General features: G+C 34.2%; 17 protein-coding genes, 4 pseudogenes and 1 riboswitch. Of the genes and pseudogenes, 7 read left to right on the top strand and 14 right to left on the bottom strand.

The window, feature by feature from the left end; all coding sequences use genetic code 11:
• Window positions 1-320: 320 nt before the first annotated feature.
• Window positions 321-419, bottom strand: a riboswitch (SAM riboswitch).
• 246 nt (window positions 420-665) lie between these two features.
• Both AC625_RS10400 and tatA read left to right on the top strand, forming a co-directional pair.
• Window positions 666-1469: pseudogene (locus AC625_RS10400) on the top strand (alpha/beta fold hydrolase).
• A gap of 685 nt (window positions 1470-2154) precedes the next feature.
• Complete coding sequence (gene tatA, locus AC625_RS10395) at window positions 2155-2361, top strand: twin-arginine translocase TatA/TatE family subunit (RefSeq protein ID WP_049681232.1); 207 nt, start codon at window positions 2155-2157, stop codon at window positions 2359-2361.
• A gap of 896 nt (window positions 2362-3257) precedes the next feature.
• On the opposite strand, the pseudogene AC625_RS10390 reads toward tatA, so the two are convergent.
• Window positions 3258-4454, bottom strand: a pseudogene (locus tag AC625_RS10390) (protoglobin domain-containing protein); the annotation flags it as partial.
• Between the two features lie 231 nt (window positions 4455-4685).
• On the opposite strand from AC625_RS10390, the gene AC625_RS10385 reads away from it, so the two are divergent.
• Window positions 4686-5747, top strand: a complete 1062-nt coding sequence (locus AC625_RS10385) for a DUF3900 domain-containing protein (RefSeq protein ID WP_049681230.1) — start codon at window positions 4686-4688, stop codon at window positions 5745-5747.
• A 347-nt stretch (window positions 5748-6094) separates the two neighbouring features.
• Here the strand turns inward: AC625_RS10385 and AC625_RS27265 are convergent.
• A pseudogene (locus AC625_RS27265) lies at window positions 6095-6304 on the bottom strand (recombinase family protein); the annotation flags it as partial.
• Window positions 6305-6325: 21 nt separating this feature from the next.
• Window positions 6326-7477 (bottom strand): annotated as a pseudogene (locus tag AC625_RS10380) (IS3 family transposase).
• A 319-nt stretch (window positions 7478-7796) separates the two neighbouring features.
• Here AC625_RS10380 and AC625_RS10370 point away from each other — a divergent pair.
• Window positions 7797-8996 (top strand): copper amine oxidase N-terminal domain-containing protein, encoded by a 1200-nt coding sequence (locus AC625_RS10370; protein WP_049681229.1) that lies wholly within the window; start codon window positions 7797-7799, stop codon window positions 8994-8996.
• A 935-nt stretch (window positions 8997-9931) separates the two neighbouring features.
• Window positions 9932-10114: a hypothetical protein gene (locus AC625_RS10365; protein ID WP_049681228.1), complete on the top strand. Its 183-nt coding sequence runs from the start codon at window positions 9932-9934 to the stop codon at window positions 10112-10114.
• 665 nt (window positions 10115-10779) lie between these two features.
• Here the strand turns inward: AC625_RS10365 and AC625_RS10360 are convergent.
• The 8 genes from AC625_RS10360 to AC625_RS26680 all read right to left on the bottom strand — a co-directional run bounded on the left by AC625_RS10360 (window position 10780) and on the right by AC625_RS26680 (window position 15758).
• Window positions 10780-11364, bottom strand: coding sequence for a recombinase family protein (locus AC625_RS10360; RefSeq protein ID WP_049681227.1), 585 nt, complete (start codon window positions 11362-11364; stop codon window positions 10780-10782).
• Window positions 11365-11781: 417 nt separating this feature from the next.
• On the bottom strand, window positions 11782-12336 hold the full coding sequence (locus AC625_RS10355) for a hypothetical protein (RefSeq protein WP_049681226.1): 555 nt from the start codon (window positions 12334-12336) through the stop codon (window positions 11782-11784).
• 276 nt (window positions 12337-12612) lie between these two features.
• Complete coding sequence (locus tag AC625_RS10350) at window positions 12613-12837, bottom strand: hypothetical protein (protein ID WP_049681225.1); 225 nt, start codon at window positions 12835-12837, stop codon at window positions 12613-12615.
• A 29-nt stretch (window positions 12838-12866) separates the two neighbouring features.
• On the bottom strand, window positions 12867-13193 hold the full coding sequence (locus AC625_RS28540; RefSeq protein ID WP_425415488.1) for a DUF4181 domain-containing protein: 327 nt from the start codon (window positions 13191-13193) through the stop codon (window positions 12867-12869).
• A 252-nt stretch (window positions 13194-13445) separates the two neighbouring features.
• Entirely contained in the window at window positions 13446-14039 is a 594-nt protein-coding gene (locus tag AC625_RS10345) for a hypothetical protein (protein WP_049681224.1), read from the bottom strand.
• 143 nt (window positions 14040-14182) lie between these two features.
• Window positions 14183-14425 (bottom strand): hypothetical protein, encoded by a 243-nt coding sequence (locus AC625_RS10340; protein WP_049681223.1) that lies wholly within the window; start codon window positions 14423-14425, stop codon window positions 14183-14185.
• Window positions 14426-14860: 435 nt separating this feature from the next.
• A complete protein-coding gene (locus AC625_RS10335) occupies window positions 14861-15553 on the bottom strand; it encodes an SOS response-associated peptidase family protein (RefSeq protein ID WP_156187646.1) in 693 nt (230 codons plus the stop codon).
• Window positions 15554-15602: 49 nt separating this feature from the next.
• Complete coding sequence (locus tag AC625_RS26680; protein ID WP_156187497.1) at window positions 15603-15758, bottom strand: hypothetical protein; 156 nt, start codon at window positions 15756-15758, stop codon at window positions 15603-15605.
• A gap of 684 nt (window positions 15759-16442) precedes the next feature.
• On the opposite strand from AC625_RS26680, the gene AC625_RS10330 reads away from it, so the two are divergent.
• Window positions 16443-16697 (top strand): hypothetical protein, encoded by a 255-nt coding sequence (locus tag AC625_RS10330; RefSeq protein ID WP_049681222.1) that lies wholly within the window; start codon window positions 16443-16445, stop codon window positions 16695-16697.
• Between the two features lie 30 nt (window positions 16698-16727).
• Window positions 16728-16919, top strand: coding sequence for a hypothetical protein (locus AC625_RS10325; RefSeq protein ID WP_049681221.1), 192 nt, complete (start codon window positions 16728-16730; stop codon window positions 16917-16919).
• 1261 nt (window positions 16920-18180) lie between these two features.
• On the opposite strand, the gene nadE is transcribed toward AC625_RS10325, so the two are convergent.
• From nadE to AC625_RS10300, 3 genes are all read right to left on the bottom strand, one after another.
• Window positions 18181-19011, bottom strand: coding sequence for an ammonia-dependent NAD(+) synthetase (gene nadE / locus AC625_RS10310; RefSeq protein WP_049681218.1), 831 nt, complete (start codon window positions 19009-19011; stop codon window positions 18181-18183).
• Between the two features lie 25 nt (window positions 19012-19036).
• Window positions 19037-20509, bottom strand: coding sequence for a nicotinate phosphoribosyltransferase (locus tag AC625_RS10305; RefSeq protein ID WP_049681217.1), 1473 nt, complete (start codon window positions 20507-20509; stop codon window positions 19037-19039).
• Window positions 20510-20694: 185 nt separating this feature from the next.
• Complete coding sequence (locus tag AC625_RS10300) at window positions 20695-21246, bottom strand: cysteine hydrolase family protein (RefSeq protein ID WP_049681216.1); 552 nt, start codon at window positions 21244-21246, stop codon at window positions 20695-20697.
• Between the last annotated feature and the right edge of the window lie 96 nt (window positions 21247-21342).

Here is a 21342-nt window from a genome sequence, read left to right as displayed (position 1 = left end):
TAAATTGCTAAAAAGTATAGTGAATCAGGATCGAATGTACGATTCCCCCTACTCTTTTTTAATTAATCTCTTTAATTCATTCAAAATAAATTATATTCCTAATATTCTTTCTCCTTCAGTCGGAAGTTTCCTCCTTCTACGATCTTTTGCCGTTTTTCAGTTTGCTAATAAGAAAAACATAAGCGCCTTGCTCAATCTCATGCATAACTTATGCCGATCTAGGTTAGACATCAGAACTTATTGAAAAAACTTTATTATCTTTACATAAAAAAACCTCTTCTTAAAATAAGAAGAGGTTTTAGCACCACGGCTATTCACTCTTCTTATCTTCAAGCTTTTCGCTTCTGGAATTAGCACAGTACAATAAGTCTGTTGCTGAGGTATCAAAGGGCCAGTCCCTCCACCTCTCTGGATAAGAAAGTTACATATTTAGTTTTAATTAACTATTACTCTATAGTTGTGATTACCAAATGTCAAGAAATAATGCGTTAAAATTCTGAATAAAATAATTATTCCTTTATATCACCTTGTCTATTTCCGCAATTATCTTTTTATTCAGCCAGATAATTCAGAGATAAATCATTTAATGCATTTTATATAACTAGACTATCTTATCATTATTTTCATCATTTGATCCATATACTGGTGAATCGGAGGATGTTTTAATGGCCTATTATATTAATACTGATAACAACGTAAATCTTTTTGTAGAGGATATTGGAAATGGTAAACCAGTCTTATTTATTCATGGTTGGCCTGTCAATCATAAAATGCACGAATATCAATTAGACATTTTTCCCGCTTATGGCATTCGCTGTATCGCGCCTGACTTGCGTGGATTTGGAAAGTCAGACCGTCCCTTTAGCTCATATTCATATAACGAAATGGCTGATGATATCCGCAGGATTATTGACACGTTAAAATTAACTAATCTGACTTTAGTTGCCTTTTCAATAGGTGGTTCCATTGCAACCCGCTATCTGTCAAGACACGCCGGGCACAATATTAGCCAATTAATCCTTGCAGGCGCTGCGGTCCCTTCATTTGTTCAAAGGAGTAACTTTCCATATGGGATGCCTGTTTAGGCAGTAAATTCAATTATTAGCCAAGCTTATCAAGATCGGCCGAAGATGCTTGCTGAATTCGGCAAGATATTTTTTGCAAGTAAAATCAGTCGTGAATTTAACGACTGGTTTTTAACACTTGGTTTTGAAGCATCTGGTCATGGGACAATTAAGGCTGCTGAATCCTTGCGTGATGAAGATTTAAGAAACGACTTAGCTGCAATCAGGATTCCAACTACTATTCTTCATGGAAAGAAAGATCAAGTATGCCCGTTTGAATTAGCTCAGGTGATGCACAAGAATATCCCACAGTCTAAACTCATTCCTTTTGAAAATAGTGGACATGGCCTTTTTTATGATGAAAAAGACAAATTTAATCAAGAACTGCTAAAAGTATTGTTATAATTTTCATTCAAATGAGATCTTTTTGCAAGAACACATCTGTTCTCTTACCAAAAGATTAAAATGTTGCTGAGAAGATTAAACGAATAAAGACAATGTATTAAGCGGAGTAAAAAAACTATATTGAATCCTTAGAATTGATTAGAACCATGTAATTCAGCTGTTTCCTAAGACATGGAGTCTAGCAGAAATCTTAAGCCATATATGTAGAAGGCTCCCTAACCCAAAAGTTTAATCCTTGGATGCGGGAGATTTCTTTTGGAATATTAAAAAAAACCAGTTCAATAAAGAACTGGTTTTGTCCCTAAAAATTAGGTAGCCGCCATTGCCGTAAGCTCAGTAATAAAGTTTTAAACCACCACTCCTCAAAGTGGGTGTTTGCAAAAACAGTCCTGTATGTCCTCAGTCAATGAAAAAGGCCTGACATTCTTGTTTTGATATAAAACTCCCTATTACAGCTTAAAGGTTAAAACTTAATTATCAATACGTACAACGCAGCTTGTATTAGTATACTATCTGAAATGAACAAAGATTGCAAGCCTAAATGATTGAGAAAAATACAATTCATTTCAGCTTTTCATTAGTCGTATTATCAAAGGTCTTTCTCTTATTTACAATATATTATCCACCTTGCAAACGCTTGATAAAAGTCTATAATAATAGATACCTACACAAGAGGAGTGAAAATATGTTATCCAATATTGGAGTGCCAGGTTTAATTCTCATCCTTATATTAGCACTTATCGTCTTTGGCCCTAGTAAGCTTCCTGAAATTGGACGAGCCGTCGGAAATTCACTGCGAGAATTTAAAAAAGCGACAAAAGAATTAACAGATGATATTAAAGAAGATGTAAAAGAAGACATTAAAATCGCAAAAGAAGATTCAAAAAAATAAACGTGATATCTAATAATAGTTATTTTACACACTATGCACAATTAATAGTACCGAAAACTCACATGCATAATCTAATTACTTGGTTTTGGGACAACTTAGTTATATTTATTGCATTGAAAAAGACGCCTGCAAAGCAGGCGTCTTTGATGCGTTTGCGGCGAGAAACCGTTGGGCCACATCCCTAACGTGCGTAAAGCATGTTCCTCGTCTTATGCAAATTAGCTCATCGCTTTATTACTATACCATTTTTACGAACATGAGACAAGGTTTTTATTTATATAAACTAAAGCAACATACCGTTAGCTAATTAAAAACAAAAAGGTATACGTTTAACTGAACATAAAAAACGATTTAATGATGATTTACTTGTTCTTTTCTCGATTCTTTTTTTTGTCCATTTTTTCTCAAAGTATCCCTTAATTATAATAAACCGTTCTTACTATCTTATTTGAGAATAGAAACATAATATATATATTCTGGCGAGATTGACAATGAAATAATCTATTTATAGATGCAAGCTGAAGTTTATTGAAAACTCCAGTTTTATATCGAATATCCATATTCAGCTTTTCTTCTCAATTCTTTAATTCAATTAATTACAGAATTTCCATATATTATAACGAGGAAATTTCCAAAATATCAATATTCGAAATCAAAGGGCCAGACCCCGAAATAACTAAATACTGTACAAGATTAGTGTACGGAACACTACATACCGATTTAGATTGCGAGGTCAGACCCTTATGAGACATCCTCATTTATCTTTCGATTCAGATTCCTTAGTTTTCAGCTTATAAATTTGTCATTAATCGACTTAATTCATCTGAAGAAATGGCTACTTTATCAAACCCAGAGCTAAGACTTTGAAAGATTTCTGTAAAATCGGTCATTTCACTAGCTATATTCACGTTTTGTTTCATTACTTTTTCCATAGAAGATAGAATTTGATTAAAAAATACCGTCGTTTCTACAGAATATTCCTTTGCATTTTTCATATCATCCTTGACCGAGTATATAAAGGAGCTCATCTCCTCTGTATAAGATTGAATTCCACTAATTAACAACGAAACCTCAGATACTGATTTCTTCGTATTTTCAGCAAGCTTCCTTACTTCTCCCGCTACAACAGCAAATCCTTTTCCATTTTCACCAGCTCTGGCTGCCTCGATTGCAGCATTCAACGCCAATAAATTTGTTTGGTCAGCGATTTGTGTAACCATTGTAACAACTCCATTAATTTTAAGAGAAGTATTGGTTAAATGCTCCATCTGGTTAGAAAATTTATTCATGGCTTCTTGAGAGCTGACCATCAACGTTTCAACATTTTTCAAAAGAGTTACTCCTTCTTTTGACTTTTGAACTGTATCAATTGCAATATTGGAGCCTACCTCTGTTAAAGATTGAATTTCATTTATTTTATTCTGAATTTCATGTGTAGCAGCATTCGTTTCTTCACTGACTGCCGCTAAGTCCCGAGTATTAGCTTGAATAGTTGTTTTAATAACCTGTTTTTCCGTTTCAACTTGGTTACGAATCTCTTCACTTTCCAATTCATAAGCTTCCAAAACAATCTGTTGTTCTAGGTTTAATAATTTAGTGATTGCAAGAACGATTTCACGGTACTCTTCAATAGTTTCTGCAATTGGCGTAACCAAATCAATTAATGATTTTTGTAAATCTTGAAATGCACACATATACCATTTTGGTTGCAATCCAATTCTAACATGTACATGTGCAATAATATTTCTCTGCTTTATGTATTCATCATTAATTTGTCCACTAAACATTTCATATATATGCCGGAACAATGTTTTTTTCAATCGTTCAACTGAACTATTATCTTGAATAATTCTCACCAGTCCCGGTTGTTTTTCTAAATTTAGATAAAAATTACCAACAATCTCTTCTAAATTTTCTTTAACCACTGGCTGAATTGAACGCGCAATACATAAATCTCTTTTCGTTAGTTGAATCATGTCCATTTGAATTAGAACATCCTGATAGTTTTTAACATTAATCTCAACGACCTCTTCATATTGATCGTACAAGTTTTCCTCATGCTTTTTTTTGTTTCTCTTAATAAATGATTTCATTAATCTTAGCTCCTCAAAACTGTATTAAAGCGTTTAACTATATATCGGTAATAATCTTAAAACTTTAACAACAGTGGTAAATTTAACACCCGCTGTCATTCCAACTTATGATTACTTTTTCTTAATGATTGAACATCCCTGTTCTATCAAAAACTAAAGCCTGCCCATTGACGGAACAAGCACGCATTCTTATACTAATTAAGCATGAAATAAAGAAAATAGGTGAGTGCAATGGATTTTTCAATACAATATTTATCCTTTTACGTTATATCTGTCGAGGGAAAAGGTGATCAGACGGACAAACGATATAAGCATTTCCAAACATTGGACGAAGAAGAATATGAAGAAAGCTCACTCAAGGATTTTCTTGATGGGGAATTAATGAAAATTAGCAAGCGTAAAGTAGATCGGCATCCAAAAGCCGAACAAGTTCCAACTAAAATTGGCTTTTTTATCGTCGAGGAAGGTCATGAGTTAGACTCTAATCCGAACTATAATTTATTCAATCGTGTTCGTTTTGCGGACTCAAAGGAACAATTTCATGAAGAAAATGAGCAATTTGTCAGCGCATATTTAGACACAAGTGCAGTTCGTGGTGGGGTTTTCCTCATTGCAAGTGCAAAATTAACAAAGTATTTTGATGAACCATTCGTTTTCCTGCTTAAATGCGATTTTGAACCTAAAGTCGCTTCCATCTCGGACGAAGCAACTTTAATTCGAAACGTAGAAATGGCCATCACAACGAAAAATATGAAATCCATCCAATATCCCTACATGCCAGAAGAAGGCATGGTTGAACCTGGCGAACTAAAAATTCACCAAGCTTCCCATGCCCGCTACTTTGAAGATTTCTTGAAATTCGTTGATTATGGTGAATCCATGCCTGAAATTATGAAAGCACAAGTCATGAATATGGTGCAGGAGCATGTCCATGAAACATTCGCTGATAATAGCGAAGAACTGCAACAATTTGAACAGGCGATGGAAGTTTGGGAAGCAAGTGAAAAACGCGAGATTCAAGAGCGTCTCGATACTCATCAAGTGATTGAAGCCACAGCACAAATTGTTGAACATACACCGGATGCAGAAATGCGAATGACGCTTGGCAATACTTCTGTGAAAGGCTTGCTTTCTGATTTCGGGGAGAATGTCCATTTAGGGAAAATTAATGGTCGGTATGTGTTGCTTGTGGATGCAGAGTCCATTGTGTTTGAAAAAGGCGTGTCACCGATTGAATTTCATAAGCCTGATGATGTGATGGCGATTTTAGAGAGGATTAGGCAGAAGGAATAGACGGAGTAGAGATTAAGGGGTTTGTAGGGGTTTCGGGTAGTTTTTGTGATCGATTTTGTGCTCTATAACATGTTAATAAGGGTTTCCTAAAATTACCTACACCTTCAAATTATAAAGCAAAAAGACAGCTTGTGTCTTACTCGCTGTCTTTTTGCAACTATTGCACTTGTTCTTGTAGCACCCTTTCAGCAATTCAATCGCATGTTCTTCACTTAATCCATTTGTGCAAAGTTCACCTTGGATAGTCTTTTGAGATATTTAGTGATCGGGCAGTTCCCTAGATATCCTTGATAAATGTATTTTTAACAATTAAATTTTCTGAAACTCCTCATAACTTAGGAAGTTCCTTACAATTGCTTTGCTTCTAGTTCATTTTTTCTATTAATAAGTGTTCGCTTCTTTATTCCAGTCATTGCTTCAACTTCTTTGTATGTATGGTGCTTAAACAATTGTAAGGCATGTTGTACTTGCGGCTTTATATATTTTCTCGGTCTTCCCTCTCGGAAATCATCTCGCTGCTTTGCAAGATTCTTACCTTCCTGAGTAGCAATTATTAATTATTTGATGGTGTGTATAAACTAGGCAATTAATTTAAAGTATTTTACTTTGTATTCAATAGGGCTTAAATATCCGAGTGTTCCATTAATTAGGATGTGATTAAACCAATGAACGTAATCATTTAGCTCCAACTTTAGTTGGTCTATATTTTCAAAATAATTTCCTTTTACGAACTCTGTTTTTATTATTTTATAGGTTGCTTCTGCTATCGCATTATCATAAGGGCAGCCTTTCATACTCAAAGATCGTTGAATATGAAATGTCTCTAAAGCATCGTCAATTAGCTTATTTTTAAACTCATTTCCACGATCCGTATGAAAGAGCTGTATTTTACGCAGGTCGACCTTAATGGAGGCAAATGCACGATAAACCAGTAATGCACCTTTGTTTGGGCCTGTACTGAAGCCCACGATTTCTCGATTAAAGAGGTCGACAAATACACATACGTAATACCATTTTTGATGGACTCTTACGTACGTCAAATCGCTTACAATCACTGTCATTTCTTCCTCTTGGTTGAACTCACGGTTTAGTTCATTCTTCTGTTCTGATTCATTACATGATTTCGTATGAGGCTTAAATTGAGCTAGGGTGTAAGCAGAGACCAGACCCTGTTCTTGCATGATGCGTCCAATTCTTCGTCTAGAAACGATGAGATCACGTTTTTTTAGTTCTACCTTAATTTTACGTGTCCCGTAATTTTGACGGCTTGCCTGAAATACATCAATTACATCTGAAGTAATGTCATCCTCTGCTGATCTTTCTTTCGTTTCAATAATAAGTACTTCTTGGAATTTGTAGGACGTCACACATTGCTGATATCGAGCATTTGTGACGATTGTTGTTAATCACATTTACTTTCGTCCTATTATCAGCGCTGCTTGCTTTAAAATATAATTTTCCATTAGTAAGCGTTGAATTTCTTTGCGAAGTTTAATCAACTCGCTTTCTTCAGGAGTTCTATTATCCTCCTCCTTAACTTCTACTCGATCATCATATTTCTCTACTTTAGATTGAATATGTTTTTTTATAATTTCATCTAATGATTCAATTTTTAATTCTTTAAAGTTTGTTGGATTTATAATATGAACTTTCCCTAAACTCAATCCTGTCCCTGTTCCTTCTGTATAAAATACAACTACTTCCTTTTTCCAATCGTTTGTAAGATCTATATACTGAACAACAGGCTTATGTGTAGAATCGCTGCTTCTCCAATCATTAATTTGTTGTTTTTTCCCTTCTATTTCTACTATCATTCCTATATATGCTCCGTATTTATCTACCTTCATAGGATATAATTTTACGTTCGGGAGTAATACACGATGTTGGCGTGGTTCATCTTTGGCGTTTCCTTTCACACAAATACAATTATTGCTGATTAAATGAGTAATTTGAAAGTTATATTGATTAATAATGTGATATTATTGATAATTAGTTATTCATTACCAAATTGTATATCGTTCAATTTATAAAAAACAGGAGGCTACAAACATGTTACTCAAATCACGCTTATCTCATTTGATTTCTGGTACTGCTTTTGCCCTAGGCATCACCTTTGCCAGCCCTATTTCCGGCACAGAGGCAGCAACGCTCGCCAAAACTAATCCCATTACAATCAATATAAATGGAGACACATTTCAGCCGGAATCTGCCCCTTTTATTAATAACGGTACTGTTTATTTGCCATTACGGGATATTGGAGAGCTGCTTGGCACCGTTGTATTCTGGGAATCTTCCAATAAATCAGTAACAATGACATATCCAAAACTGACCGTTCAGCTTACTTACGGTTCGATGAATACAAAAATTAATGGAAAAACGGTGAATTTGACGGCACCGCTTAAAAATGTTAATAGCCGCATTTATATTCCTTTGCGTTTTCTTTCAGAATCTACAGGGGCTACTGTCGATTGGAATAACGCATCTAAAACAGTAAGCATTGCACAAAAAAGTGATATTTTTGTTAAAGCGATCGGCGTCAATTCCACCACTTGGCTGAACCGAAAGACTGGAGAGTTTTACTTGGCTCATCCGTTTGAACAATCTCCGACTCTTGTTGGAAAAATTAATGCCGATTTTAAAGGCAGTCTATCATTTAGCGTTGAATATACAGATAGAAATAATTTCATCATTACGATCTTGGACAATTTTGGAGAACCTCATGTTGGATATGATGCATATAATTTTCTTATCCATAACAATAAAATCATAGACCAGAAGAAAGCAAGCTATTTCCAGCGTTATGAACCTAACAATACTAACTACCAGTTCCTCAATCCAAAAACAAATTTGTATGACACTCACAGTTTATTGACTGATGGAAAAATGGTATCGATATACAATAACGAGGGGGAGAAAGTGAAAGAATATAATCTCCCTGCGTTAACAGGTAAAGATGAAAGCTTCGCAGTTTTAGGGTCTTCTACCGATTATTTAATCGTCCGTCCGAATAAAACTGGATTCTTGACACTGATTGACTTAAAAAATAATTTGGTCGTGGAACTGCACGAGAAATTATTATCTGGCAAAGATTTAGAATATGCGAAAACCAATGATATCCCATATCGAGGAGATGAACTGAGATTCTTTGGAGCGTCAATGGATGAGAACGAGTTGTATTTTTATTACAATAGTCCATTAGACGGCAAGGATGAGATTAAGAAATTAACTTATCATCGTGTGTCAAAATAGTTTCGAAACCATTCCAAAAAAGGTGCCTGTCCCTCAGTGCATTAAAGCATTGAGGGGCAAGCATCGATTATTCAAATTAAAAACGAAAACAGTTTAATCTAGAAGATGTTTCGTTACTGATTGCACATTAAGATAGTTCCCTGTTATGAATAATTTTTTCTCCATCAACGTTTAAAATAGAGTTAATTACAATATAAATTAAAAAAAGACTGGCACGCGCTAACATGCTCAGTCCAGCAATAGACGGTTCTCACTTAGGGGTCGGCTATTAGGAGGAATAATCCTCCTGGCCTCAACTTAAGAGTGGATTATTTTTTTGGTTAATTTTGATCATGTATGCACTATTGGAAGAGACCGTTGATGAAGTGGCTACAATTGAAACTTTATTTTCGGAATATAACGGTAACAAGTGAAGTAAGTTTTTGTTGCGACATGTGAAAAGCACCTCTTGATACGTTCATTGTACCAGGAGGTGCTGCATGTTCATATGCGATGTGTGTTTATACCTCACCCCTATCACTCCTCTTTCTTTGGGCTATTATATTGTGATAAATACCTCCCCTTGTTTTTCTGTTCAGAAATTAATCTATTAAAAATTAGAGCGAAAACTTTTGCTGAAACCATGCTCTATCTCATTCTACACAGCCAATACGCCCTGCAAAGCATACCTCTTCAATAGATATTAGAAAAATAGCAAAAGCAAAGAACTCAAGAAATAGTTCCCTTAGAATATTTGGAATTAAATGACGCAAGAACCTAACCTTCTTTAGAGACAATGATATCAAACACTCTAGATTCACTAGGTGCTTTATCTTCAATATTTAATAGTTATAGATTCCTTCTTAACTCAGGAATCATGTGTTAAAAATAATTCATCTTACTTATCTATACTATATTTGAGTTAGAGTATAGGATTTCCTAGAAGGAGTGTTTGAATGAGCAATGATTTTTGTCCGTATTGCAATACTAATTTACAAGGAGAAACTATCCCAAAAGAATCTCAGAAAGCATATGGCGCAACTCATTTTACAAGAAAAATCGGTATCACAAGTATTGAAGCTGATAGGTTTATTAAATGGCAATGTCCAGACTGTAACAAAGAGTGGCAGAGAGATTAATCATCAGAGTTTATGTATTTCCAGAAGAATTGAGCATTTAGCTTCGTTTGGAAACAATAATTTTTTTCTTGAGGTGTGTATATATCTACTATGTACTAATCCCCTAGGTGTAAGGGCATATAATGTGGAAATTCCCCCCCTCACCCACTTCCTGTTATTAAACATTCATTTTGAATGCTTAATAGATCAAGAATCTTCCTTTTGATATTACAATAATATGGAATATACGATATGATTACATAAAAGACTTACCACTTTGTATCTTTAGTTACGCAGGTTTCACCTATGTTTCCCCATTCCTAATTTTTTTCATACCGCTTTCTCTTGTTACATTTTCGGAGGTGATGCGTATGAAATCCACACGTAATCTAACACAATCAATTCTATTTACCATAAATTCAGCGACATGTGGAATTTTAGGGAACATGGTGTTTGCTTGGTACAACGCAGTGAAAGAGGCAGATTCAAGCCTCCGTAGCTAAAGATACAAAAAAACGATAATCTTAAGATTGTCGTTTTTTCTTTTTACTTTGAAGATGTTAAACAACAGTAAAACGATTAATAAATCAACTATCACTATTCTTTTAATTTATTATATTTCCGCAGCTTGATCTATCCTTATCGTGCAAAAAATCAATTTTTTTGCTAATCTATTAGTCCTCTTGCTATCGTAAACCTTCACGCTCCAACAATCGATAGAATGTTCCAGTACCTATCGATAATGTCTTACAGATGTATCTCACAGACTTACCTTCCTTATGCCACTCAACTGCTTGAGTTGCTTTCTCTCCTTTCTTGCCACCTACCGTTACTTCTAGTTTGCGTCCTCTAAACTTACCTTCTTTCTTAGCAATCTCAATACCTTCTCGCTGCCGCTGTAATGTTAATCCACGTTCTAATTGTGCTAAACTGCCAAATATATTAAGTAGGAACTCATTCATTGGATTGTCACTTGTAGTGTCTAACCAAGACTCATTAAGTGACTTGAGAGAAGCACCTTTTCCCTTAATTTGCTCAACTATTGTTAACAAGTCTTTCACTGAACGGGATAGACGAGATATCTCATGTACTAGTACTACATCTTCCTCTTCTAATTCGCTTAACATACGTTGTAGTTCTGGTCGTTCTGTGTTATTTCCGCTTATTTTCTCTTCATAGAACACTTTGCAACCTTCTTCTTTCAATGCCTTGCGTTGACGAGCGGTATTCTGCTTTTCAGATGATACTCTTATGTATGCTTTTTTACTCATGCAACTACCTCCGTTACCATTTTATAGCACAATAGTACCTTTTAATTCAATAACAGTCAAACGGTAACGAAATGAGCATACGAAAACCCTTGTCATTACTAAATTTGTAAAACATTAACAAACGTTACCATATAAGTGTAGTCTGTCGGTAATGCGAATCATTAATCAAATGTTTTCTAATGTTAGATGACAGTTGATTAACGTTTATTTAAAAATTACATACTTTTTAAATACTACCGTATAACAAGACCTCATCTTTTTTTAAAGATGAGGTTTTTGATATTCAATACAATAGATGTTACCTTTAAAGCGTTCATTTTAAAGTAGGGCAAATGTTAGAATTGATACAATAAAAAGCACAGCTATAAATCCTGATCTAAAGATGAAATACTTAATTTATCGTATTTTTTAGTCACCTCATAATTTTCTCTGTCTGTTCCCTGATTTTATGATGATATTTACTCCATTTGCTGTTCCGCTGTATATGTAGTTTTTCAATTTGGATACGTCTACTTCAGAGTTAATGGTTATTGTTTTTATTTTTTTTGCTTTGACCTTTATTTTATACGGTACATTGTAATTCATTAATTCTACCGTTCCATCAGAATCTTCTGGGTCATACTTCTCATAGAATTCAATAGAGAATTCTACATCTTTATTACTCCTATTTTCAAAAGTTAAATTACATGTTCCTTGTAAGATAGTGTCTTCCTTCGTATCGTACTCACACCTTCCACTCTGGCTATTATAGGATATAGCATATATGTCATGAGCAAGTGTTTTTTGATAGACTTCTATGATAACTGGAGGAAGTGTGTTTGATATTATAATAGCTAATAATATAAACCTCTTATGATATTTTTCTAAAGATTTTACTAGAAAGGTCATACTCGTTATAAGCAGGAATAGCGTAATTACTCCCGTAATAAGTATTCCATTATTGAGTTTGATAGGAATTTTCAGGGATGACATGATCGATTCACCAAATGGATATTCATTAGGAAATGGGAAATTAATAATTAAAAGCAACGTATATAGAATGATTGATATGTATAAAAACTTTTTATTCTTAATTATTTTGATCACTTCCCATTGTTTTAGATAATTATAGTGTATTAAATATTGGTATTAAGTGTAACCTTTTATGTCTTCTAATCCTGAGAATTTTTCATTTTGAAAATACATTTAAAGCCGTCTCTCTATTTATTTGTAAATCATCTTCCTTAATCTTGTATTAATTTATTACATTTATGTTCCCCAAATTCCCGCTGATATGTACAATGTACCTAACGTGATACCTACTATAGCAACCACCAAGAATATTCGAATAACCTCTTTTATAAGCCCTTTAGGAATGCTTTTAAGTATAATAATTGAGACTATACCAGTAACAAGTGTCGATATTGCAGTTATGATTAATGGTCCTGCAATTTCCCATATTTCCGATAGTGAGAATAGTTCTGCGAATGACATGTTGCTATGCTCCTTATGTGTGAGTAGCACTAAATTATTCCGAATAGATGATACAGACATAAATAACCTAATTCAATAAATAATAAAGTATAAATGGTCAATATGTATTTCCTAGTTCCACGTTGGTATTTCCATTCCATGAATGTACGGTAGGAATATAGAATAAAGAAGTAAGGTGGTAAAGTAAAAAAAGATGAATGTATTGAATTTACATACACAAGATACATCAGAGCGATAAAAAAGAAAGACAAGATCGCCCGTTCTCCCCATTTATGCTGTTTGTTAGCGTGTGTATAGAGCCATCCCTTTTCTTTTTGAATACTGAACTTTTTTATTAATACCTTTTCAAATACAATTCCAAGTATGAATACAGCTAAGATAATAATGAATCCTTGTATGAATGTCAGAATGTATCAATCCTCTCTTAGATAAATTTACCTTATTTTACTATAATGATATATAAATTGGAAGATAAAACAAAAAAAACCACATTAAGTGAGCTGATTACGTTTAAATATGTAAATTTATTCGTTAATAATAAAAGTGAAAATCACTGAACTTGCGGATATAAAAAACCATCCCCAATAGGAATGGTCAATTCGTAGTTTTTATTGTTCTGATGTTCTTTTCTTTTCAATTATATTCCCAATCAACGCACCAAGGAATGTTGCTACCAATAATAGCGTTAATTCTTCCTCATCCATATAATGGTATGAAATGAGGGAGTTATTGAGATGTCTTAATAAAATCACAAGGCAATATGACGAAAGTAAACCCATTATTGTACCTATCGAAAATCCATTAATATATAACCAAGCACTCTTTCTCATTAATAACAGATACGCTAAAATGAAAAGGTTAATTGGTAGAATGTTAAAATACTCCATATAATGGATCGGTGTGTATAGTGATATCATATTTATTAACAGACCTACTAACTGATACACCCACAAACTACAAACACCACTAAACAGGATACTGCGTACATTTAGTTTTATATAAAAACGATAGAATACAAAGATTAAAATTGCAGTAATCATAGGCGTGATTATTATTACGTCTAAAAAATATCCTAAGAAATCTAAATCTCCAGGTTCTGATTTAAGCACATAATCATCATACATCGCTCCCAAAGTTGAAAATGTTAAAAATAGAATGATACCCATAGTAATTGCAGCTGTTGCGGAATTTAAAAATCTCATAAAAAACTCCTTTTGAATTTATCGTGATGAATATCATTGTACTTTACCATATCATGGTATTAACTGGAAGATTAAATGGAAAAAGCCCACTATAAAGTGAGCAAATTACATTCAAATATAATTCTATATGGTAATTATTCTATTTAATTATGAATGTATTCTTCAACTAAATGTTCTACACGTTTAACTAGATCTCCTTCATCACTATAGTATTCATTGATAATTTTGTGATTAGGTTGCAAGTTATATTTTTGAATGAGATAGTTAATTTTTACTATTTGTTGATACTTTATATTTCGATTAGGTTCAATAATTCCTTCTTCATGCAGATTGGACAGGTGGATATTTGCGAATTTAATATTTTCTTTGATTACGATTTGATTCAAACTAGATTCTCCCCTTAACTATTAATAGTATTCCTTACATCTCCTATATCATATGCAGGAAATGGAGAGATATTCCTATTTTCTATTTGAGTATGTTTAATCCTATCTGCTAATTTTTTAGACTCCATTTCTGAAAACATCACCTTCTATTTTCGCAAAAACAATTTCACCATCCTTTCTGCATATATATACAAAAAGCACCTAACTTTGGTTGAGTGTCTATTCGATCTATGAAGTTTTAAATATCAGCTCTTGTCACAGCTATATATCTCTCTAAGTTTTCAAAATTAACCCTACTTACATCAGCATTATGATATTTTTACACATATTTAATTACAGCAGATTGAATTTCATGTTTTTCTAATATTATTTTTAAAGTCACTTCCTCTAATTTTTTTAAAATTAATCATCAATCTCTACAAATTGTAATTTATATCAACCTCTAACAACCATTTCATAAGCCTGAAATTCTTGATGTTGTATCAGATTAGGTGAATTATTCTTAGGCGAGTTAACATCGGGTGATACCTCAAATGCTTCCATTTGTTCTGCATCAAAAGGTTTTAAGTATTGTTGTAGAAAATCAGTATCGTTAATTGAAGGATCTAACCATACTTTTTCATCTTCAGGTTTAAGAATAACAGGCATCCTATCATGAATATTTGACATTAACTCATTTGAAAAAGGAGTTATAACCGAACAAGTGTAGATGGTTGGTCCATCAGGTGATTTCCATGTTTCCCATAAGCCCGCCATTCCAATTGGAGCGCTATTCTTAAGTTTAATTCGCATCGGAATTTTACGTTCGGGTGTCTTTTTCCATTCATAAAAGGATTCAGCTAGTATTAAACAACGTTTCTTTTTGTATGCATTCTTGAAACTAGGTTCCTCAGCGAGAGTCTCAGCCCTAGCTTTGATCATTTTGTACCCAATTTTTTCATCTTTAGCCCAGAAAGGAATTAAGCCCCAGCGAAGATAACCAAGCCGATTGTTAGAACCATCATTGATTATCGAAAGAACAGAGTGTGAAGAAGCTACATTGTAACTGAATTGATAATCTCCATTAAACGGAGCTTGAATGTCAAAACGGGCAATTATTTCTTCTATGTCAGTGTCCACACATAATATTGTATGGTCAGTAAGGTTGATTCTAGCAGATGAGATTGTCGGTAACAAATTAACGCTCTAAAATTCTAATATCTGTAAATGGTTGGTTGAATAATTCGCTATTTATTAATAGTGCCCCAAGTACATCTCTTTCATCTTCAGCTGCAATTACTTCTGATAAAATGATCGTACTACCATTCTTAACCGTAACATTATATTCGCTCATAGGATCCTCCTGAAAGTAGTTTATATGTATTTCTAGATTTAAGTATACTCTAATTCATGTAAGTAAATGATAACCACATAAGTTGTAATCTCAATATTTTCTTGTAGTAGATTGTCTTATTAAGCCTTCCTTCATTCTACTCTACTTTTCGTTTTAGTATCCACTATTCTTCTAGTATTTCGCTATTTATTACAACTGATTTATCATTAGAAAAAACGTTCATTATTTCAACGTTTTCTATTTTTCACACCCCATTCCACTTAAATACCTTCGACACTAGATGATTATTCCCTTTTATTTTCTATCTTTTTCACAAAGCAATTTTCTACCCTTTTAAAGTAATAAACTTTCCCTTCTTACTTTCTAAAGCCTTCCTAAATAAAAAGATGTCATTGTTACTATGTATTATAATCCCGATGGAAATTGCCGTTGTATGGGGGTATTTGGCTCACCCAAAGTGAATATTCGATTATCAGAGCCACTTCACTTAGTGTTAGAAGTAATTATATTCTTAGTACCAGTAGGATTACTTTTTAGCTTATAATGAGATAAGATTAACTATAGTATATGGAGTTATTGTGATAATAAATAGAATTCTCATGTACAATTGAGGGCAATTTAGTTTTTATTCGAATCAGTTGAACCATGAGAAGATCTATACTATTATTTAAGGAAGGAGACAGTATGCACAGTTTGCTTACGAATGAACAAGTTCGCAAGTATCTAAACGAACATGACTTCAAAGAATCTACAGAGCAAGATTATGAGACTAATCGTGTGCAATATAAGGATAACGGTTTATTAGAGACTGTTTGCTATGCCAACAATCACAATGTAGAAAGATATTTACCTTCATATCTTAAAGACAAAGAGCATAGGAAATATATTATTATAAAACTCCCAACTAAACGATTAGAAATAAAGGCATGGGGATATTAGTGAAAAAATTAATTAAAGGAGACTAATAAAATGAGAGATGTAATCCATGATTGTTTTGTGGATGTACTTGGTACTGGTCCATCAGAACAACAAATTGATGAAGTAATGAAGAATCTACCATCTGAAATTAAATTACTTGCTGAACAACTTGGAGAAAATGATGCAGAAGTTCGAGATACTATATATGTCTGGGTAAATGAGAATATTAATGATTTCATTTAAAATAATAGAGTTAGATGCAAGTATATACTTGCATCTAACTCTATTATTCGAGACGTCGTCATTTCTGTAAGACGTATGTTTAAGTTATCATAAAAACAATTAACCACATCAAGCAAGTTAATAGAACAGGTTCTCGCTTAATTTAGGGTGATAAATATGAAGTTGTTTAAATTAATTGAAGATTATCACGTTATGTACAAAATAGGCACTAAATTCTTTGTAATTTCCGAATCGGAGTTCATTGGAGTAAAAAGCTATGTACTGCAGTCTGAAGATATGAGAGGAAAGATTGTAGTCTCTGAAGAAGATTTGAGAAAAAAATTTATTTCATTAAATTAAATGAATTTTGATTTATAGTGCGTGTTCAAAAAGGAGGATAAAAAGAGCCGAGAAGTTCAAGGTACGATCGTCTCAAACCTTTCGCGTATGCAGTAATACATGAGGACCGAAGAGACAGAGCTTTGATGCAATTCGCAAGCTTTTTTACCGGACTTTTTGAGCAACCTCTTCTAGGCAGTTAATTAAACTCATTAAAATCTTTCGCAATACTGCCATCACCTTTTGATATCATAAAATTCTCCTCTCTTTCTTCAGATTCAGTTATATTTTCCATATTTAAATTGGTTATTCTGTTTATATAAATAGACAAAGTATTTTAGATTCGTATACTCTAAAATACCTTGTCCCTCTTTTATCTACTAGAATAGACGGACGTATTCGGAAATTCCGAATATGCCTAGGTCTATGTGCGATACCAATACAAATCTATTAGACAATAAACAAATTCCCGCTTGAATGAGAGGTTCACCAGCATTTAATTTGCAGGGTTTAGCGCTTCCAATTACTGTAGCTTCAACAATTGTAGGTACTAAAGGTGTTAACAGATTTCTTTGCCAAAGTATAGTTACTACATCAGGGCGTCTAGGAAAATTAACCGACATTTAATTCACCTCTTTTCTTAGTGATTAATATAGTTAATGCTATTTCGCACAGCTTGGCTCATTCATTTGTCATGCTGTATTAAAAAAAGGCGTTTTTTTACATACTGTAGAACGGCTAAAAAGCGACACGTTTACACAGTCCTGCCCCCAAATCCTTTCGGAGCCGCTAAGCCATTTGTGGCCTTTTCGGATGAAGTCAACCACATCGGCAGACGATGCGACCTAAAAAGGCTTACCCAACAGATGTAAATACACTACTTGATAACTACAAAGAAACAAAAAAATTGCTCCTGCCGTTGCAAGAGCAATTTTTTTGTTTCTTATTTCCACCACGTATCATAAACCGTTATCGCATGGTTTCGCTTATGTTCTGTTTTCTTATACCAGCCTTCGATTTTTTCAGCTGCATCTTCTTTGATTTCCTTGCCTTCAAGGTAATCATCAATATCATCATAGATAACCCCTAAAGCCACTTCATCGGGAATTTGCGGTTTATCGTCTTCCAAATCTGCTGTTGGTATTTTTACATATAAACGTTCTGCCGCATTCAGATATTTTAGAATTTCTCTTCCCTGTCTCTTATTCAAACGATAAAGGGGAATTAAGTCTGCTGCTCCATCTCCATGCTTTGTATAGAAACCTGTTATTGCTTCCGCTGCATGATCTGTACCCAGTACAACACCGCTATAAATTCCAGCTAAATCGTATTGAACCTTCATTCTTTCACGTGCTTTGACATTCCCTTTTAGAAAATGGTTCAACTTCTCGCCAGTGCCAGCTTCTACCGCTTTAACCGAAGCATCGACGGCTGCTTTAATATTAACCGTTACCGTCTTACTTGGCTTAATGAATTGCAAGGCCAATTGACGGTCATCTTCATCTACTTGAATGCCATATGGCAAGCTGACAGCGATAAATTGATACTCTTCCTTACCTACTTCTTCATTCAATTCATTCACTGCAGTTTGGGCAATATACCCACATAAAGTGGAATCTTGCCCACCCGATATGCCTAATACAAGACTTTTTAGGAACGAATATTTTTCGAGATAACTTTTGAGTAAATCGACACTTTTTCTGAATTCTTCTTTTGGGTCAATCGTAGGTTGTACTAATAATTTTTTCACAATTTCTTTCTGTAAAGGACGCATAGTCTCCTAAACCTCTCTTCTCAGCTCATCTAGTCCGTAGCATTTCTTTTACTTTATTTGTCGCTTCTTGAATGTTCTTCATCTTATTGTCCCAGCAGGCTTGACTTAAATCAACTGGGTATTCCTCAGGATTAAGTGCGCGTAAATATTCAGGCCATAGAACAGATAAATTTCCTTTTGAAAATTCCCTTATTTGTTCAATATGAGGCAATTCATAAACAAGTTGACCACTGATAAAAATATCTTCGTGTAAATCAACTGCGTTGAAGTCTGTGACGAACTTGCTTAAAAATGTGTGAACTGGATGAAAAAGCTTTAATTTCTCCTCTGTTTGAGGATTCTCGTTTTCCATAGCGATATAATCGCCTTCTGAATGTAAGTTTACAGAATTGATAATTCGATAAACACGCTTCAACCCCGGAGTTGAAACTTTTTCTGGATTCGATGAAATTTTAATCGTATCAATCATATTCCCGCTCTCACCTTCAATCGAAACCATTTTATAAACGGCTCCCAAAGCTGGTTGGTCAAACGCTGTAATAAGCTTTGTTCCAATACCCCAAACGTCTATTTTTGCCCCTTGTTGCTTCAGGTTAATGATTGTGTATTCATCCAAATCATTAGAAGCAACGATTTTCGCATTCGGATATCCTGCTTCATCGAGCATTTTTCGTGCTTCTTTTGATAAATAAGCTAGGTCACCGCTGTCTAAACGAATACCTATAAAGTTAATCCGTTTGCCAAGTTCATTTGCAACTTTAATTGCATTAGGGATGCCTGAACGAAGGGTATCATAGGTATCAACTAAAAATACACAGTCTTTATGTGATGTGGCATATTTATAAAAGGCGGTATATTCATCCTTGTATGCCTGAATCATGGAATGAGCATGTGTTCCTGAAACAGGAATACCAAAAATCTTCCCTGCTCGCACATTGCTTGTTGAATCAAAGCCAGCTAAATAAGAAGCTCTTGCTCCCCATAAAGCTGCATCCATTTCTTGAGCCCGTCTTGTGCCGAATTCCATCGCGGCTTCTTCGCCAATCACTTGCTTAATCCGTGAGGCCTTAGTAGCAACAAGCGTTTGATAATTTATAATATTAAGAATGGCAGTTTCAATGATTTGCGCTTGCCCAAGCGGAGCCTCCACACGTAAAATCGGCTCATTAGCAAATACAAGTTCACCTTCCTTCATACATCGAATCTGACCCGTAAACCTCATATTTTCCAAATAAGCAAGATAGTCCTCTGCATATCCAATTTGCTCTCGTAAATACTCTATATCAGAGTGTGAGAAACGAAAATTCTCAATATAATGAACGATTTTCTCAAGACCTGCAAAGATTGCGTAGCCACTGTTAAATGGAAGCTTTCGAAAGTAAACTTCAAACACGGCCATTTTATTGTGAATATTGTCTTCCCAATAGGTTTGTGTCATATTGATTTGGTATAGATCTGTATGAAGTGCATAGCTATCATCCATATATGTATTCCCCATAAAAATATCCTCCCGCAAAGCAGTGTTAAAATGTACTATCCCCTGCAATGACGGAGAAAATCCCCCTTTTTTAAGAACAACCAACATTCTTTGACGAATTATATCATCATCCATATCGTCAAAATTCCCACAGACTTATCCTCAAATAAGATGTGGGTAGGTTTTCTATTCCTATTTATTTTTACTTAGAGCAAATTTGCTCCTAGTGAATTTTTAAAGTGGCGTAAAGCCCATTCATGCCCAGCCTGGTCAAATGATGCTACTGCATCTTGGTAGATTGAGATTGAAAAGCCTTGGTTATAAGCATCTACAGCAGTATGGAGTATGCAAATATCCGTACAAACTCCTACAAGGTACACATCGGTTATACCGCGTTCTCGTAATTTGATACTGAGGTCTGTTCCGGCAAATGCCGAATACCTCGTTTTATCCATATAATGAACATTTGCTTTATTCTTATTCTCTTCATATATATTTTGTAAAGAACCGAACAAATCCCTTCCCATTGTACCTCTAATATTGTGAGGTGGAAATAGATTCGTTTCTGGATGATATTGGTCATCCTTTTCATGGATATCAATGGCAAAAAAGACCTCATCGCCCTGATTAATAAACTCTTTTGTAATGTCTACAATTCTTCTTTCCAATTCTTGACCAGGCTTACCACAAGTTAAAGCACCATCATCTACGACAAAGTCATTTGTATAATCAATATTAATTAAGGCTTTTTTTCCCATTCCCTCACTCCCTACTATACATAATTATTATTATACTATACTCCTTACACTTGTTTTTCAATAACTTTACCCACATTCATGCTTATTATAAGGCTT

Source organism: Peribacillus loiseleuriae (assembly GCF_001183985.1).
Classification (GTDB): domain Bacteria; phylum Bacillota; class Bacilli; order Bacillales; family DSM-1321; genus Peribacillus; species Peribacillus loiseleuriae.
The sequence above is the reverse complement of the archived record's forward strand: the minus strand, read 5'-3'. Positions and strand labels throughout refer to the sequence as shown.